The 16,891-nt window shown below is 57.6% G+C and carries 14 protein-coding genes; 4 read left to right on the top strand and 10 right to left on the bottom strand.

Annotation, left to right across the window (positions count from 1 at the left end; translation table 11 throughout):
- The first annotated feature begins 15 nt into the window (after positions 1-15).
- The 3 genes from OS189_RS01595 to OS189_RS01585 all read left to right on the top strand — a co-directional run bounded on the left by OS189_RS01595 (position 16) and on the right by OS189_RS01585 (position 5,630).
- Positions 16-1,254 carry an efflux RND transporter periplasmic adaptor subunit gene (locus tag OS189_RS01595; RefSeq protein ID WP_267165526.1) on the top strand — a complete coding sequence of 413 codons (1,239 nt, stop codon included), beginning with the start codon at positions 16-18 and terminating at the stop codon, positions 1,252-1,254.
- Positions 1,251-5,078 carry an efflux RND transporter permease subunit gene (locus tag OS189_RS01590; RefSeq protein WP_267165525.1) on the top strand — a complete coding sequence of 1,276 codons (3,828 nt, stop codon included), beginning with the start codon at positions 1,251-1,253 and terminating at the stop codon, positions 5,076-5,078. The genes OS189_RS01595 and OS189_RS01590 overlap by 4 nt, the downstream gene beginning before the upstream one ends.
- Positions 5,079-5,174: 96 nt before the next feature.
- On the top strand, positions 5,175-5,630 hold the full coding sequence (locus tag OS189_RS01585; RefSeq protein WP_267165524.1) for a DUF302 domain-containing protein: 456 nt from the start codon (positions 5,175-5,177) through the stop codon (positions 5,628-5,630).
- A 47-nt stretch (positions 5,631-5,677) separates the two neighbouring features.
- Here OS189_RS01585 and OS189_RS01580 read toward each other — a convergent pair whose 3' ends face one another.
- Positions 5,678-7,540, bottom strand: a complete 1,863-nt coding sequence (locus OS189_RS01580) for an ABCB family ABC transporter ATP-binding protein/permease (protein WP_323380213.1) — start codon at positions 7,538-7,540, stop codon at positions 5,678-5,680.
- 56 nt (positions 7,541-7,596) lie between these two features.
- Positions 7,597-8,670: a LysM peptidoglycan-binding domain-containing protein gene (locus tag OS189_RS01575; protein WP_267165523.1), complete on the bottom strand. Its 1,074-nt coding sequence runs from the start codon at positions 8,668-8,670 to the stop codon at positions 7,597-7,599.
- 122 nt (positions 8,671-8,792) lie between these two features.
- Here OS189_RS01575 and OS189_RS01570 point away from each other — a divergent pair, with 122 nt between their 5' ends.
- On the top strand, positions 8,793-9,362 hold the full coding sequence (locus OS189_RS01570; protein ID WP_267165522.1) for an LOG family protein: 570 nt from the start codon (positions 8,793-8,795) through the stop codon (positions 9,360-9,362).
- A 21-nt stretch (positions 9,363-9,383) separates the two neighbouring features.
- Here OS189_RS01570 and OS189_RS01565 read toward each other — a convergent pair whose 3' ends face one another.
- The 8 genes from OS189_RS01565 to OS189_RS01530 form a co-directional block, all read right to left on the bottom strand.
- Positions 9,384-9,839, bottom strand: a complete 456-nt coding sequence (locus OS189_RS01565; RefSeq protein WP_267165521.1) for a host attachment family protein — start codon at positions 9,837-9,839, stop codon at positions 9,384-9,386.
- Positions 9,836-9,964 carry a hypothetical protein gene (locus tag OS189_RS01560; protein WP_267165520.1) on the bottom strand — a complete coding sequence of 43 codons (129 nt, stop codon included), beginning with the start codon at positions 9,962-9,964 and terminating at the stop codon, positions 9,836-9,838. The genes OS189_RS01565 and OS189_RS01560 overlap by 4 nt, the downstream gene beginning before the upstream one ends.
- A gap of 155 nt (positions 9,965-10,119) precedes the next feature.
- Positions 10,120-10,719 (bottom strand): superoxide dismutase, encoded by a 600-nt coding sequence (locus OS189_RS01555; RefSeq protein ID WP_267165519.1) that lies wholly within the window; start codon positions 10,717-10,719, stop codon positions 10,120-10,122.
- A gap of 381 nt (positions 10,720-11,100) precedes the next feature.
- Positions 11,101-11,670: a sarcosine oxidase subunit gamma gene (locus OS189_RS01550; RefSeq protein WP_267165518.1), complete on the bottom strand. Its 570-nt coding sequence runs from the start codon at positions 11,668-11,670 to the stop codon at positions 11,101-11,103.
- The gene (locus OS189_RS01545; RefSeq protein ID WP_267165517.1) at positions 11,663-14,680 is read right to left on the bottom strand and encodes a sarcosine oxidase subunit alpha family protein; all 3,018 of its coding nucleotides are present in this window, start codon (positions 14,678-14,680) and stop codon (positions 11,663-11,665) included. Before OS189_RS01545 ends, OS189_RS01550 begins: the two co-directional genes overlap by 8 nt.
- Before the next feature lie 64 nt (positions 14,681-14,744).
- Positions 14,745-15,068: a sarcosine oxidase subunit delta gene (locus OS189_RS01540; protein ID WP_267165516.1), complete on the bottom strand. Its 324-nt coding sequence runs from the start codon at positions 15,066-15,068 to the stop codon at positions 14,745-14,747.
- 132 nt (positions 15,069-15,200) lie between these two features.
- A complete protein-coding gene (locus OS189_RS01535; protein WP_267165515.1) occupies positions 15,201-15,458 on the bottom strand; it encodes a hypothetical protein in 258 nt (85 codons plus the stop codon).
- A 109-nt stretch (positions 15,459-15,567) separates the two neighbouring features.
- Positions 15,568-16,812, bottom strand: a complete 1,245-nt coding sequence (locus OS189_RS01530) for a sarcosine oxidase subunit beta family protein (RefSeq protein ID WP_267165514.1) — start codon at positions 16,810-16,812, stop codon at positions 15,568-15,570.
- Positions 16,813-16,891 lie beyond the last annotated feature (79 nt).

The raw sequence follows: 16,891 nt of genomic DNA, 5'->3' as shown, positions 1-16,891 counted from the left end.
AAGACGAGGCATCATATGCGTATATTTCCCATTCTAGCCGCAGCAGCTTTGGCCGCAATCATGTATATGGCGATTCTCGAACGCCCCACTCTGTTGGGGTTCTTCGGAATTGACAGCGCAGAGGCCGCGCAGCCCGAAGATGGGGAAACACCGGCAAAGACCGACCAGCCGGCGGAAAATCTGGTCAAGGTGGTTACGCAACGCCTGAATGCCCAGAATATTGACAGTGCGGTCGTTTTGCGCGGCCAGACGGCGGCGGCGCGTCAGGTTGATGTGCGTGCAGAAACATCGGCGGTGGTGATTTCGGAGCCGCTGCGCAAAGGCGCCCAGATCGAAGAAAACCAAATCATGTGCCAGCTGGATGAAGGTACCCGCCGCGCGGCACTGCAACAGGCACGCGCACAACTTGCCGAGGCAAAATCACGCGTCCCCGAAGCACAGGCACGGGTCGAGCAGGCGCGCGCGCAACTGGAAGAAGCGGAGATCAATCAAAACGCATCCTCGCGCCTGAACGCTGACGGCTTTGCCTCGAACTCGCGGTTGGCCAGTTCCGACGCGGCGGTAGCCACGGCGCAGGCCGCTGTCAGCTCCGCGCAATCGGGCCTGACTGCGGCGCAGTCGGGGATTGAGGCCGCGCAGGCCGCCGTTGCCGGCGCAGAGGCCGAGTTGGACCGTTTGGTCATCAAGGCGCCGTTCAGTGGCCTGCTGGAAAGTGACACCGCCGAGCTTGGTTCACTGCTGCAACCGGGGGCTTTGTGCGCGACCGTGATCCAGCTCAACCCCGTTAAACTGGTTGGTTTCATTCCTGAAACCGATGTGAACCGTATCCAGGTCGGCGCAATGGCCAGCGCCCGACTGGCTGCTGGCGGGGGCGATGTGCAGGGCGAAGTAACGTTTATCTCGCGCTCTGCCGATCCGCAGACGCGCACGTTCCGTGTTGAAATCAACGTACCCAACCCCGATCAGAAAATCCGTGACGGCCAGACAGCCGAAATTCTCATTGCGTCGGACGGGGCGAATGCGCATCTAGTGCCGCAAAGCGCGCTGACGCTGAATGACGAAGGCTCGCTGGGTCTGCGGGTGGTGGATGCGGATAATATCGTTGAATTCTACGAAGTGGAACTGGTGCGCGACACGGCCAAAGGTGTCTGGGTTACAGGACTACCGGCTGAGGCCAACGTGATTGTTGTGGGTCAGGAATACGTGATCGCAGGCGTGAAAGTTGCCCCTACGCCGCGCGAGGCTGTTCAATGACCGGTATCGTTGACTGGGCCGCATCCCGAGCCCGCATGGTTGTAGCATTTATTCTGCTCAGCCTTGTTGTTGGTGCCTATGCCTACTCCACCCTGCCAAAAGAGGGTGAGCCAGACATCGAAATCCCTGCGCTGTTTGTTTCTGTCCCCTTCCCCGGCATTTCGGCAGCGGATGCGGAAACGCTGTTGCTCAAGCCCATGGAAACCGAGTTGAGCGATCTGGACGGTCTGAAAAAAATGTCCGGCACGGCCGCAGAGAATTATGCCGGCCTTGCGCTGGAATTCGAATTCGGATGGGACAAGACATCGATCATCGCCGATGTGCGCGACGCGATGAGCACAGCCGAGGCCCAGTTCCCCGAAGGGGCAGAAACCTATACGATCAACGAAATCAACTTTTCCGAATTCCCGATTATCATCGTTAATCTGACCGGCCCTGTGCCGGAACGCACGATGGCGCGTTATGCAAAGCAGCTTCAGGATGATCTGGAGGGGCTTGATGCGGTGCTGGAAGCGGGTATTGCGGGCAACCGTGACGAAATGCTTGAGGTGTTGATCGACCCGCTCAAGCTGGAGGCCTACAACGTTACGGCAAACGAGCTGATCCAGACTGTCCAGAACAACAACCAGTTGATTGCGGCGGGTGAAGTTGAAAGCAATACAGGCACGTTTTCGGTCAAGATCCCGTCAAGCTTCAACGAGCCGCAGGATGTCTATGACCTCCCGGTAAAAACCAATGGTGACCGCGTGGTGACTTTGGGTGATCTTGCGCAAATCCATCTGACATTCGAAGACCGGCTTGGCACCTCCCGCTTTGACGGTGAAAACTCCGTCGCGCTACAGGTTGTCAAACGCAAGGGGTTCAACCTGATCGACACGGCGACTGCGGTGAAGGAACTGGTCGCAGAGAAAAGCGCCAAATGGCCCGAAGAGTTGCGGACAGCCGTCGAGGTTGGCACCTCAAACGATCAGAGCCGCGTTGTAGATAGTATGGTGCAGCAGCTGCTCGGCTCGGTCTTTACAGCAATTGCGCTGGTGATGATCGTGGTGCTTGCGGCTCTTGGTATCCGCGCGGCCCTGCTGGTGGGGTTTGCGATTCCGACGTCGTTCTTGCTGTGTTTCGCCTTTCTGGCGCTGATGGGTATATCAATTTCCAACATCGTAATGTTCGGCCTTATTCTGGCTGTCGGCATGTTGGTCGACAGTGCAATTGTGATTGTGGAATACGCCGACCAGCAGCAGCAAAAGGGTTCCGGCCCGATGCAGGCCTATGTCGAGGCTGCAAAACGCATGTGGTGGCCGGTGATATCATCTACGGCAACGACGTTGTGTGCCTTCCTGCCGATGCTGTTCTGGCCCGGTGTTCCGGGTGAATTTATGGGCATGTTGCCGGTCACGCTGATTTTTGTTCTATCTGCGTCGCTGGTGGTTGCGCTGGTCTATCTGCCGGTTATGGGCGGTGTCACCGGACGGCTGGAACAGTGGATGTCCGCAAACATGGCACGGATCGCCGGCCTGCCCTGGTATTTGCACATCCTGTTCTTCCCCGCTGCATTCCTGATGATTTTTCCTGCCCTTTCCCTGCTGGCCCCCTCTGCGCCAAATGCGCCGGGGCTGTTATTTTCATGGATCGGTATGCAATTCGCGGCGATGGACGGGCTTGACCTGCTGACATCGGTGATCCCGACATTTGCCAAAGTGTTCGCACTTGTGTTGATCGCGGTTGCGGTGCTGGTGCTGGCACTGGCCGGTTTCATGGTGCTTTTGCTTGCGCTGTTTGCGGTGGTTACACGGATGGGCAAATGGGGCCGCTGGCTTACCGCGCGGCTGTTTCGCAAAGAGCCGGACCGCATTTATGCAGGCTACAAACGCTCGCCCTTCGGTCGTTTGATCGAAATGATTACCGGAAATCCGGTGATGCCGCTGGTGATGTGCGGATTTGTCTTTGTGTTCGTCGGCACCACGATGATCTATTTCTCCAACAACTCCAAAGGGGTCGAATTCTTTGTCGAGTCAGAGCCGGAACAGGCGATCGTATATGTTCTGGCGCGCGGCAACCTGTCTCTAAATGAAAAAGATGACCTGCTGCGCCAAGCTGAACAGATTGTGCTGGATCACCCCGGCATTGCAACGGCATTTGCCTTTGCCGGGGAAGGCGGACTGAACAGCAATACAGGCGGCTCTCAGGCGCCCAAGGACCTGATCGGACAGGTACAATTCGAAACCATTCCGTGGGAAGACCGTATGTTCCAGCCGGAACTGGACGGCGACATCGTGATTGCCGAACTGACAGAGCGGCTTTCGGATATTCCGGGTATCCAGATCGAGGTTTTATCGCTGGATATGGGGCCGGCATCGGGCAAGCCGGTTCACCTGCGCCTGAAAGGCGACAGTTTCGATGATCTGGTGGCGGCCACAGCGATGGCGCGCGATCACTTCGACACCGTGCCCGGTCTGACCCTGATAGAAGACACACGCCCCCTGCCCGGCATTGACTGGCAGATCGACGTTGATGTGGAAAAGGCAGGTCAGTACGGCGCGGATGTGCTTAGCGTCGGTGCGATGGTGCAACTGGTCACGCGTGGCCTGCTGCTGGACACAATGCGCGTGGACAGTTCGGACGAGGAAATCGAAATCCGTGTCCGTCTGCCAGAGGCGGACCGCCTGCTGTCCACCCTTGATACGCTAAAGGTGCGCACTCCTGACGGGCTGATCCCGCTGTCAAACTTTGTCACCCGCACCCCTGTGCCAAAGCTGGCCGAGATCAGCCGCATTGACCAGAAACGCTATATGGATGTGAAGGCCGACGTAACGGCGGGATTGGTAAAGATCGTCAAGGCGACCCGCGCAGGCGAAAACGCGGCGCTTGCCCCGACGCTCGCCACGCTGCGCCCAGCGGGACAGGATGCCGATTTTACCGCAGTTGACGGAACGCAGTACAAGATCACCGACCGCACGGCGACGGCTGCGGGACTGGATTTTCAAGCTGATTACGATGCGTTGAAACTACGGCTGGTGCCGGTCAACGCCAACGAGCGGATTGCGGAAATCACCAAATGGGTCGAAACCGCCGATCTGCCTGACGGGATCACCTATGAATGGACGGGCGATCAGGAAGAACAGGCCGAAAGTCAGGCGTTTCTCAGTTCCGCCTTTGCCGCTGCACTTGGGTTGATGTTTATTATTCTGCTGGCGCAGTTCAACTCGCTCTATAATTCGATACTGGTTCTGACGGCTGTCGTTTTGTCGACCACGGGCGTGCTGATCGGAATGCTGGTGATGGACCAGACGTTCTCCATCATCATGACAGGCACGGGGATTGTCGCGCTGGCCGGGATTGTGGTGAACAACAACATTATCCTGATCGACACCTACCAAGAATACAGCCAGTACATGCCGCGGATCGAAGCGATCATTCGCACCGCGCAGGCGCGTATCCGCCCTGTTTTGCTGACCACCATCACCACGATGGCAGGCCTTGCGCCGATGATGTTCGGCCTGTCGCTGGATTTCGCCAACGGTGGCTACACCATCGACAGCCCGACATCGCTGTGGTGGAAACAACTGGCGACTGCCGTGGTATTCGGGCTTGGTATTGCGACGGTGCTGACCCTTGTGGTGACGCCTTCGCTGCTGGCGATCCGCGTCTGGGCCAGCACATATGCCCAATGGGTTGCGCGCCTGCTGGCGCGTATGTCGATGGGTCGCGCCAGCCGCGCCGCACGTGATTGGGCGCTGGTGCGCGATGCGCGCCGCAACGCCACTGCCGAATTGATCTGGAGCGACGAGATGCTGGACGCGCAGCACCGGACACCGGCAGAGTAACGCCGCATCACCCCATTGTGATTTCAAGGCCCCTCGCATCATCTGCGGGGGGCCTTATGATTCAGGGGGACGGATATGATCTGAAAGGATGCTTTTATGACGCGCACACTACTAGGAATGGCGGCCGCTCTCACGTTTGGCTGGGCTGCAACTGCACAGGCGGACATGGTCACAAAAACCAGCCCCCATTCGGTGGCTGAAACCGTCGACCGGCTGGAGGCCGCAGTAACAGCCGCAGGAGCAACGGTGTTTGCCCGCGTGGATCATGCGGCAGGCGCGCAGAATGTCGATATGGACCTTCGCCCCACACAACTGCTGATCTTCGGCAACCCGAAGCTGGGCACACCGGCGATGCTGGATGCGCAAACCGCAGGGTTGGATCTGCCGTTACGGGTGCTGGCCTATGCCGATGAAAACGGCATGGTGCATGTCAGCTATCACGCGCCCGACACTCTGGCGGAAACGCATGATTTGCCCCGAGATGCCAAATACATCACCATGATGACCGGCGCGCTGGACAAGTTGACTGCCAAAGCGACGGCAACAGAATAACGCGAAGCCACCTGCGTAACCGCGCAGGTGGCACCAAGGCCGCTTGATTATTCCTCGTTTTGCTGACGATGCCACAGTTGGGCATAGCGCCCATCCTGCACCAGCAGTTCATCATGTGTGCCCTGCTCTACCACTTCACCCTTTTCCAACACGATGATGCGATCCGCTTCGGCAACGGTGCTGAGACGGTGGGCAATGGTCAGCACGGTGCGGCCCCTACCCGCGCGGCGCAGCGCATCCTGAATTTCATGCTCTGTCTCGCTGTCCAGCGCGCTGGTGGCTTCGTCGAGCAGCAGGATCGGCGGATCTTTCAACAGTGTGCGCGCGATGCCCACACGCTGCTTCTCTCCGCCGGACAGTTTCAATCCGCGCTCGCCCACAGATGTTTCATAGCCGTCCGGCAGCGCCATGATGAAATCATGGATTTGCGCGGCTTTTGCGGCCGCTTCCACGTCTGCCTGTGTCGCGCCGTCGCGGCCATAGGCGATGTTATAGCCGATGGTGTCATTGAACAGCACCGTATCCTGCGGCACCACGCCGATCTGACGGTGAAGCGAATCCTGAGTCACGTCGCGCACATCCTGCCCATCAATGGTCAGGCTGCCGCCTTGTACATCGTAAAACCGGAACAACAGCCGCCCGATCGTCGATTTACCTGAACCCGTCGATCCGACAATCGCCACCATCTCTCCCGGTTCGGCGGTCAGGCTGACACCTTTCAGGATTTCACGGTCGGGGTTATAGCCAAAACGCACATGGTCGAGCTTGATCTGCCCGCCTGTGACCTTCAACTCCGGCGCATCGGGCTTGTCGGTGATTTCGGCGGGTTGCTCCAGCAGATCAAACATCTGGCCCATATCAACCAGCGCCTGCCGGATTTCGCGGTACACTGTCCCGAGAAAATTCAGCGGTACGGTGATCTGGATCATGTAGGCATTCACCATGACAAAGTCACCCACGGTCAGCGTGCCGTTCTGCACACCGATTGCCGCCATAACCATCACGCCCACCAGACCTGCGGTGATGATCACCGACTGACCAAAGTTCAGGAATGCGAGCGAATAGTTGGTTTTGATCGCAGCCTCTTCATAGCCTTCCATCGCGGCATCATAGCGCCCCGCCTCGCGCTGCTCTGCGCCGAAATACTTGACCGTTTCATAGTTCAGCAGACTGTCGATCGCCTTTTGGTTGGCGTCCGTGTCCTGATCGTTCATCTGGCGGCGCAGTTTCACCCGCCATTCGGTCACCGCAAAGGTAAACCAGACGTAAAACGCGATCGTGACCGCCACCACAAGCAGATAGCTGACATCAAAAAGAACCGTGAGGATTATGCCGACCATCAACAATTCCAGTATCAGCGGGCCGATGCTGAACAGCAAGAACCGCAACAGGAATTCCACACCTTTCACACCTCGTTCAATGATCCGGCTTAGCCCGCCCGTTTTGCGGGTGATATGATAGCGCATCGACAGATGGTGGATGTGATTGAACGTTTCCAACGCCAGCATCCGCAGCGCACGCTGTGCCACGCGGGTGAAAATAACATCGCGCAACTGCTGGAAGCCAACGCCCATCAGACGCGCCATACCATAGGCGATGGTCAGGCTGATTGCACCCAGCGCGAACAGCGGCGCGCCCTCTCCGGCCAGGGCATCAACCGCATCACGGTAAAATACCGGCGTGGCCACCGTAACCAGTTTCGAGACAAACAGCACGATCATCGCCCAGACCACACGCTTGCGCACCCAAGGCATGTCTTTGGGCCACAGATACGGCGCGACCTTGCGCAGCACCCGCACGGATGATTTGCGCTCCTGATCGGCGGCAACTTCGGCCTCGGTCATCGGGGAGATATGCGACGGGTTTTGATCGTCGTCCTTTGCTCTGGCAGCGGTTTTATCGGCGGACATGTCTATTCCTATTCAGTCAACCGACTACATAGGATGAACAACCGCCAAGGACCACCTCAGTTCGGCAAATCAAACACCTGTCCGGGGTAAATCAGATCGGGATTACGGATGCTGGCCTGATTGGCCTCGAACACGCGCACGTAGAGTGTGCCGTCGCCATAGCGCTCGCGCGCAATCGCCCAAAGAGTTGCGCCCGTTTGAACGGTAACGGAACTGACCGGCCCGTCTGTTGCCGAAGCCTGCGCAAGCGTGGCGGCGGATTCGCGTTTGAATGGCGTTTCGACACGGCTGCTGACGGTGCCTGACGCGGTCACCTCATCCACTCGCAATGTATAAACGCCTTCGTCAACGTCCGGCAGATCCCCCTGCCAGCGCCCGCTTGCATCAACCGGCAGGCTGATGACTGAACGGTTGTCCAGATACACGCGTACCTTGGCAGTGTCGGGTTGTGCGCGCCCCGTTAATTGCACATCACCCTGATCGGTATAGCCGATCGTATCAAGCGCAACAGATGTCATGGCACGCGTCTGCGCAGGGTTCAGCAGGCGCACGCCCTCTGCATCGGATTTCAATACCGCAACGGAGGCAGGCTCATCCATCCGTTCAGGTGCTGCTGTTTCGGCAGGCATTGGCGCGGTGTCTTGTTGAACCGGTTTGGTGGGTGCCAGAATTATCTCATCCAGCGATTGTGCCGCACTGCCACCCGTTTGCGCATTTCGGGCTGACAAAGTAACCACCTGCGCAGCATCCCTTTGCGGCAGCTTGGCAATGGTCGCAAACCCGCCGGTGCTGTCTGCGGTGGTTGAGGCAATTTCCGCGCCATCAACCATAATTTTTACGTCACTCAGCGGGGCGGCACGACCTGCAATTATGGTGGTCCCGTCAGTTTCGCGGCGCAACTCGTCAAACCGTGGCGCGGCCGGGGAAATAACGGCGCCGGGTTTTTCTATTGCCGCATTTTCAGAAAGAGCTGGCGCGTTCGTCTGCCCCTCCGGCGCAGGCACATCCGACAGCCTATCAGCGCCGCGACCGAACGCGATGTAGGCGCCAAGCGCCAGCGCGACAACCATCGCACCACCGGCGACAAACGCACCTGCTTCGCCGCCAAGGCCCGCCGACATCTTGCTCATGTAGAAACGCCCCCTTTGTACTGTGACTGTGCGCGTTGAGCCTTTGTACCTGACCCGCTATCAAGGGTCAAAATTACAATGCGAAACCGGTTTTATTTTAGAAAAGTGATGCAGGAGCTTTGATGCCGACACAAACTACTTACAAATCCGTCTGCGTTTTCTGCGGGTCACGTTGTGGCGATGACCCCGCCTTTACCAATGACGCCGAGGCGATGGGTGCGGGCATCGCCGCCAATGGCTGGCGGTTGGTGTATGGCGCAGGAGATGTCGGGCTAATGGGCAGCGTTGCGCGCGCGGCCCAAGATGCCGGCGGTGATACCTTCGGTGTGATCCCTGCGCATCTAGTCGCTTGGGAAGTCGGCAAAGCCGACCTCACTCGCTATATCGTCACCGAAACCATGCACGAGCGTAAGAAGGTGATGTTTATGAACTGCGATGCTGTGGTGGTTTTGCCCGGCGGCGCGGGATCACTGGATGAGCTATTCGAAGTTCTGACGTGGCGCCAGCTAGGGCTGCACGAAAAGCCAATTTTTATAGTAAATACAAAGGGATACTGGGATCCCTTAAAGTACCTGATGAACCATGTCGCAGATCAGAAGTTCGCCGATGAAAGCCTGCTGGATTTTCTGACGTGGGTGCCCGATGCGGCAGGCGCGCTGGAAGCGCTGCGTGTGGGGTTGGCGGAAACATAGCCACCGCCGACCCCGTATCATTCAACTGTCTTTCAACGACTCTTTGACAATCTTTTCGACCTCATCCAGTGGATGGTTTGTCAGGGTCTTGGGCACTTCGCCGACAATTTTATCGGAAACCTCCATGTGCAATTCGTCCCGCAGAACACCTAGCGTGCCGGGGTCTGCGACAATCACCAGCCGCTTGAAGTCGCCGCGGAAGGCTTTCTTATACAAGATATCAGCCAGATCGGCGGCAAAACGCTCCTTGGCGAGTTCGTGCCAGTCAGTATCATCTACGGCGGAATAATGCCCCTGCGGACCATCACTTTTTCTACCGGGCCGGTTGGCAGATTGCTCGCGATCCGGAGGGTTTTCCTGGGATTCCTGTCTTACGACAACAAGATGAGGATCTTCCGCGTCTGTCTCGTTGCGAAGGAAAAGAGCCTTTTCGCTATCTGCCACCAGAACCCAAGTGCCGTTGGTTAATACACTCATGATAACTCTCCGTAATCTAGGATAAATTTCATTGCAGACCCATCTTGCGAGACTGCCGACAACTCCTGCGCGAACAGTTCCCCACCTGCGGCATTGGTAGCGGTGGAAATCAGTCGTTCGGTCATGGAACGTCCTCTCCATCTCTGTGAATGCTTACAACTACAACGCGCCAATCACGCTGCTGGTTCCAAAGCAAAACGCCCTGCCGCCGGTGAGGCAACAGGGCGTGAAAGTAAGTCAGTTTTCGCCCGTCAGGTCGGCGGTCGAAAACTGTTGATGGTCACATGCGCGATGCGACGTTTTCCCAGTTCACAAGGTTATCAAGGAAATTGGTCAAATAGTCAGGGCGCGCATTGCGGAAATCGATGTAATAGGAATGCTCCCAAACATCGCAGCCCAACAGCGCCGTCTGACCGAAGCAAACAGGGTTAACGCCGTTTTCAGTGCTGGTCACTTTCAGGCCGCCATCGGTATCTTTGACCAGCCACGCCCAACCTGAGCCGAACTGACCCCCGCCTGCCGCTTTGAACTCGTCCTTGAACTTGTCCACAGAACCAAAGCTTTCCTTGATCGCTTTCTCAAGCTCGCCCGGCATGGCAGTTGAATCCGGCCCCATCATCTCCCAGAACTGGTTATGGTTCCACAACTGGCTGATGTTGTTGAAGATACCGCTCTGCGCGACGGCATCGGGATCATAGGTGCCTTTGATGATCTCTTCGAGGGATTTGCCCTCCCACTTGGTGCCCTCAATCGCCTTGTTCCCGTTGGTCACATAGGCGTTGTGGTGTTTGTCGTGGTGGTATTCCAGCGTCTCGGCGCTCATGCCTTTGGATGCGAGGGCGTCGTGGGAATAGGGAAGATCGGGAAGTTGAAAAGCCATGTGGGCCTCCTTTGATTTGAAAAGGGTATGCCTTACATGAAGTGCGCAATGTCCTCCCGTCAAGGGCCGACGCGCAAACTTGCCAGCACCAACCTCAAACGGTTTCGAATTTCTGCCTAGTATTTCGAGCCTTACATTGGCCCGTCCGCATCATATGGCGTTGTGACCAAGGCGCCCACGAAAGTCGGCATACCTCACCAAGTCAGCCCGATCCGGATATAGGCCAGCGGATTCACAAAAATCGTGAGGACAGATACCGCCAACAAGCCGTATCCGTTTTCTCTGCCATACCACGCTCCCCGCTCTGCTCCCGCTGACCTGATGCTGAAACAGTGCAGAAGTTTGGTACAGACAAGGATATTTCAGGTCGGTTGCCCTACGTCAGAAATACTCAACTTCACTGCCCGGCTGCGCCGCCGCGCACAGGACGTCAAACACATACTGCGCTACCGATCGGAAACAGATCAGGCGGAACGTGTCTTCCTGCGGCATCCAGAAGGCGGTAGGCACCTGAGCCAGACGGCTGCGGCGGAACATGCCAGTTGTAAACTGATCAGGTGCCAGATCTACGGGCGCCAACTTTGCCATCACTTCGCGGGCATCGGGACCGCGCACCTCGAATACGGCACGCGCGTCAGATACATTGACCGCCAGCGCGTGCGTCTTGGCCAGCTTCTCTTGCAGGTCGGCAAGTTTTGCGTTGGCATCTTCATAGGCGCACATGATCAGCAATTCATCTGGCGACATCCATGCCATCCCGCCCTGGCCTTCGGTCAGGATCTGGCGCTGGTCGGGAACGTTGACACCTGCTGCGGCCACCGCCGCCTTTTGCAACACTTTGGCAGACAGATCACCGCGCAGGGTGATCATACCAACCGCGCCCAGCTCGGAAATCTCTGCAATACCAGCGTTGTACGCGGCGTTCTTCAATGCGGATACCGGATCAGACATTCTGCTTCTCCCCTTCTTTGTCGTAGAACACCGGATCGACAATCCGCGCGCTGTAGGTTTTTCCATCCGTTCCGGGGAATTCCAGAACCTCGCCCATCCGGTCAGGGCCGTTGTGCACAAGACCCATGGCAATTCCTTTGCCCAAAGTCGGCGAATGATAGCTAGAGGTCACACGCCCGATCATATTGCGTTGGCCGTTTTCATTTGTGCCCTCGCCTACGGCATACGCACCATCGGGCAGCACGGAACCATCCGTAGTTTCAAGCCCCACCAGCTTCCAGCGGTTCGGGTCAGCCATGTGACTACGCTGGTGCGCCCGTTTGCCCAGATAATCTTCTTTCTTCTTGGACAGCGCCCAATGAAGATTGAGGTCTTGGGGAATTACCGTGCCATCACTTTCGTCTCCGATCATAATAAAGCCCTTTTCGGCGCGAAGAATGTGCAGACATTCAGTACCGTAGGGCATCACACCCAAATCGTTACCAGCAACCATCAACGCGTCCCAGAACGCCTGTCCGTGATTGGCATCAACCGCGATTTCGTAAGACAGCTCGCCCGAGAATGAAATACGGTAAACGCGGCACTTAAAGCCCCCCAGCTCGCCGTCTGTCCATTCCATAAACGCCAGCGCGTCCTTGCTCACATCCATGCCGCCCAGTTTCTCCAGCGCCTTACGCGCATTCGGTCCGACCACGGCGATTTGCGCATATTGCTCGGTCACGTTGGCGACATAGACTTTCCAGTCCCACCATTCGGTTTGCAGCCATTCTTCCATGTGGGCATGAATGCTTTCGGCACCGCCAGTGGTGGTGTGGCAAAGCCATGTGTCCTCGTCGATGCGCGCAACAACACCGTCATCAATCAGGAATCCATTGTCGCTGCACATCAGGCCGTAGCGGCACTTGCCGATCTTCAGCGTGCTCATCATATTGGTATAGAGCATGTCGAGGAATTTACCCGCATCAGGCCCCTTCACCACCAGCTTACCCAAGGTAGATGCATCCAGCAAACCCATCTTCTCGCGGGTGTTTGTTACTTCGCGCATGACCGCATCATGGGTGCTTTCGTCGCCTTGGCGGTAGGCATAGGGGCGGCGCCACTGGCCGACCGGTTCCCACTGCGCGCCATTGGCCTCGTGCCAATCGTGCATTGGCGTGCGGCGGATCGGCTGGAACGCCACGCCGCGCGCCTCGCCCCCGATGGAGGCCATCGAAATGGGGTGGTACGGTGGGCGGAAAGTGGTTGTACCCACTGCAGGTATGTCTTCACCCAATGCACCAGCTAAGGTCGCCAATCCATTGATATTGCTTAGTTTACCCTGATCTGTAGCCATGCCGAGTGTCGTGTAACGCTTGGCATGTTCAACGCTTACAAACCCTTCCTGCGCCGCCAGCCGGACATCGGACACCTTCACATCGTTTTGATAGTCCAGCCACGCTTTTTCGCGCAGTTTGACGCTTGCGCCCTGGGGCATCAGCCAGACGGGAGCCATTGGCGCTTCCTCGCGCCGCTCGCCCTTGGATGATTTTGCCCCTTTGGGCAGTTTCATTCCCAGACAGCGCAGCACGCCATCGGCCGCCGCGAATGCATCATTCAGCAGATCGTCCAGTTGGAAAGAACCTGACGCCGCCCCTGCCGTGGTGACAAACTGGCTGCCGTCAGCACCTTTCGGGGCGTGGTCGGGATCAGGGTTGAAACAGGCGTTTGCCGTATTCCACACCAGCTTGCCACCGCAGTGCGACCACAGGTGAACAACCGGCGACCAACCGCCGGACATCGCGACCGCATCGCAACTGATTTCCTCCAGCACCGCGCCCTCGCCTGCCTGCGAGCAGACTTCGACGCCCGTCACGCGCTTGCCGCCTTTGACAGATGAAATGGCGTGGCCCATTAACACGCGGATGCCCAGCGCCTTGGCCTGTGCCATGGCATCGCTGTCCAGGGCCAGAACGCGCGCGTCCAGAATAACGGGCACATCAAGCCCCGCGTGCTTGAGCGCAATTGCAGTCAGGTAGGCATCATCGTTGTTGGTGACAACAACCGTACGATCCCCCACAGAAACACCGTAGTTGACCACGTAATCGCGCACAGATGCGGCCAGCATCACGCCCGGAATATCGTTTCCGGCAAAGCTGAGGGGGCGTTCGATTGCGCCTGTCGCCGTGATGATGTGGCCAGCACGAATACGCCACAAGCGATGGCGCGGCCCCGCTTTGTGCGGTGCATGATCGCTAAGTTGTTCATAGCCCAGCACATACCCATGGTCGTAGACGCCAGCACCCATAGTGCGGGTGCGCAGAGTGACGTTTTCCATGCCTTGCAGCTCTGCGAGAGTTGCATCAATCCAGTCTTGCGCCGGAGCGCCATTGATCTCGCCGCCGTCAACAGGCGTGCGTCCACCCCAATGCGCCGTCTGTTCGATTACGGTGACACGCGCCCCCGACAGGGCGGCAGAGCGCGCAGCCTCGAGCCCCGCAACGCCACCACCGATGACAAGCACATCGCAAAAGGCGTAGAAATGCTCGTAGGTGTCCTGGTCACGCGTCTTTGGCGCGCGGCCCAGACCGGCAGAATGACGGATGATCGGCTCGTAAACATACTTCCAGAACGGGCGCGGATGGATGAACATCTTGTAATAAAAGCCCGCTGGCAAAAACCGGCTGAGGTGTTTGTTAATCGCGCCAACATCGAATTCGAGGCTGGGCCAGTGGTTCTGGCTCTGCGCGCTCAGGCCGTCGAACAACTCGGTTGTTGTGACACGCGCATTGGGTTCGAACTTGCCATCATCACCAAGATTAACAAGACCGTTCGGCTCTTCGGGGCCTGCTGCGACGATCCCGCGCGGGCGGTGATACTTGAAGGAACGGCCGACAAGCATCTGGTCATTGGCAAGCAACGCCGAGGCAAGCGTATCACCTTCAAAGCCGCTCATCTGTTTGCCGTTAAACTGGAACGTGACCGGTTTTGATTTGTTCAACAGGCGGCCGCCTGTGGCGAGACGGGTGCTCATAATCTTGGCTCCAACGCGGTTTGAGAGTGCGGGACGAGTTTAAGGGAAAAGTGAAGATGCGGCATCAGGCGGTATCGCGCCATCCGGGGCGTTTTGCGTCGATTTCGGCCAGCAGTTTTTCGGGTGGCTCATAGGTCTGCGCGCTGTAGGTGCCAAACACCTCAAGCGTCATGGTGTCGCGGGCCATGTGGAACCATTTGCCGCACCCGTTCTGATGTCGCCAGCGTTCGAAATGCACACCTTTGGGGTTCTTGCGCATGAACAGATAGGTCTCCATCTGATCGTCCGTGCTGCCGACCGTGTGACGTGTAATGTGCGCCTCACCGTGGGCGTGAAATTCGGTTTCTTCTGCGGTGATACCGCAGCAGGGGCAGGAAACGATCAGCATGGGCGAACCTCGAAGGAATGGGTGCGTAGGATAGCGTGACGGACATAAGTGGCGCCGGTGAAAACGAATGCAAAAAGGCTGCCCCTTGCATAAGAGGCAGCCCGTCCGGTCAGTTCAAAATTATTTTTCGTGTCAGTCAGTTGCGGATTCTGCCGCATCTTCGACTGCATCTGCTGCGCCTTCAACCGGTTCTGTCGCACCGTCCACGGAGATATTGACATCCCCTGTTTCCGATCCTTCAAACCCGCCACCGAAGACGAAATACGCGAGTAGCGCGACGACAACAACGAGTGCGCCGACGACGATCCCCATACCTGCGTTACCGCCGCCAGTGGTCGTGGTGGTAGTCGTGTTGTGACGTTCGACAGGCTTTTTATGCTCCTGTGCCATGATGCTAGATCCTTTGCTCTAATTCCTGCACTGTCAACGTTCGGCAATCCGGATTGGTTCCGGTGTGCCGTCAGAAAGCTTCGGGACGTCGATGTTCGTAACATAGCCATCAGTGCGCCACCCCTGCGGCTACTGATTCATCAATGAAGCGGCCTTCGGTAAACCGCTCCAGCCCGAATGCGTCTGTCAGTGGGGAGCGGCCCTTGGCCATCAGTTCGGCCATGGCCCAGCCAGAACCGGGGATTGCCTTGAAACCACCTGTTCCCCAACCGCAGTTGATAAAGATGCCGTCAACAGGGGTTTTGCTGAGAATGGGCGAGCGGTCCCCCGTCACATCAACAATCCCGCCCCATTGACGCAGCATTTTCAGGCGCGACACCATCGGGAATGTTTCGATCAGGGCGCGCACCGTTTCTTCTATATGATGGAAGCTGCCGCGCTGGGTATAGTTGTTGTAGCCGTCCGTGCCGCCGCCGATCACCATTTCGCCTTTGTCGGACTGACTCATATAGCCGTGAACTGTATTCGCCATGACCACGACATCCATGCAGGGTTTGATCGGCTCTGACACCAGCGCCTGAAGCGCGACCGACTCAATCGGCATACGAAAGCCTGCCATGTCCGCCAGATGGCCGGAGTGTCCAGCAACGACCATCCCCAGTTTGTCGCAAGCGATATCGCCGCGCGTTGTACTTACGCCGGTAACCTTGCCCCCTTCCGAGCGGATGCCCGTCACTTCGCAGCGCTGGATCACATCCATCCCCATATCGGAGCAGGCACGCGCATAGCCCCAAGCGACCGCATCGTGGCGCGCGGTGCCGCCACGGGCCTGCCACAGTCCCCCCAACACCGGATAACGTGGACCATCGAGATTGATGATCGGCACCAGCTGTTTCACCTTTTCGGGCCCGATGAATTCGGTGGTCACGCCTTGCAGCATGTTCGCATGGGCTGTGCGCTTGTATCCGCGCACCTCATGTTCGGTTTGTGCAAGCATTATCACCCCGCGTGGGGAAAACATCACGTTATAGTTGAGATCCTGCGACATCGTTTCGTAGAGCGAGCGCGACTTTTCATAGATCGCAGCCGAGGCATCCTGCAAATAATTGGAGCGGATGATCGTTGTGTTACGGCCCGTATTGCCGCCACCCAGCCAGCCCTTTTCCAAAATGGCAACATTGGTGATGCCGAAATTCTTGCCAAGGTAATAGGCTGTCGCCAGCCCGTGACCGCCTGCGCCGATGATAATTGCGTCATAACGCTTTTTCGGGGCGGCGTCGCGCCATGCGCGTGTCCAGCCGGTGTGGTGGCGCATCGCTTCGCGTGCCACGGCAAATACGGAGTATTTTTTCATCGCTGGTGTCCCTGACGCAGATAAGGATTGGATTCGGAGCCGGTCTGGCTCGCTGGTTCTTCATGGGGGAGTCGCTGGA

The organism is Sulfitobacter sp. F26169L (assembly GCF_026410285.1).
In the GTDB taxonomy this organism is placed as follows: domain Bacteria; phylum Pseudomonadota; class Alphaproteobacteria; order Rhodobacterales; family Rhodobacteraceae; genus Sulfitobacter.
The sequence above is the reverse complement of the archived record's forward strand: the minus strand, read 5'-3'. Positions and strand labels throughout refer to the sequence as shown.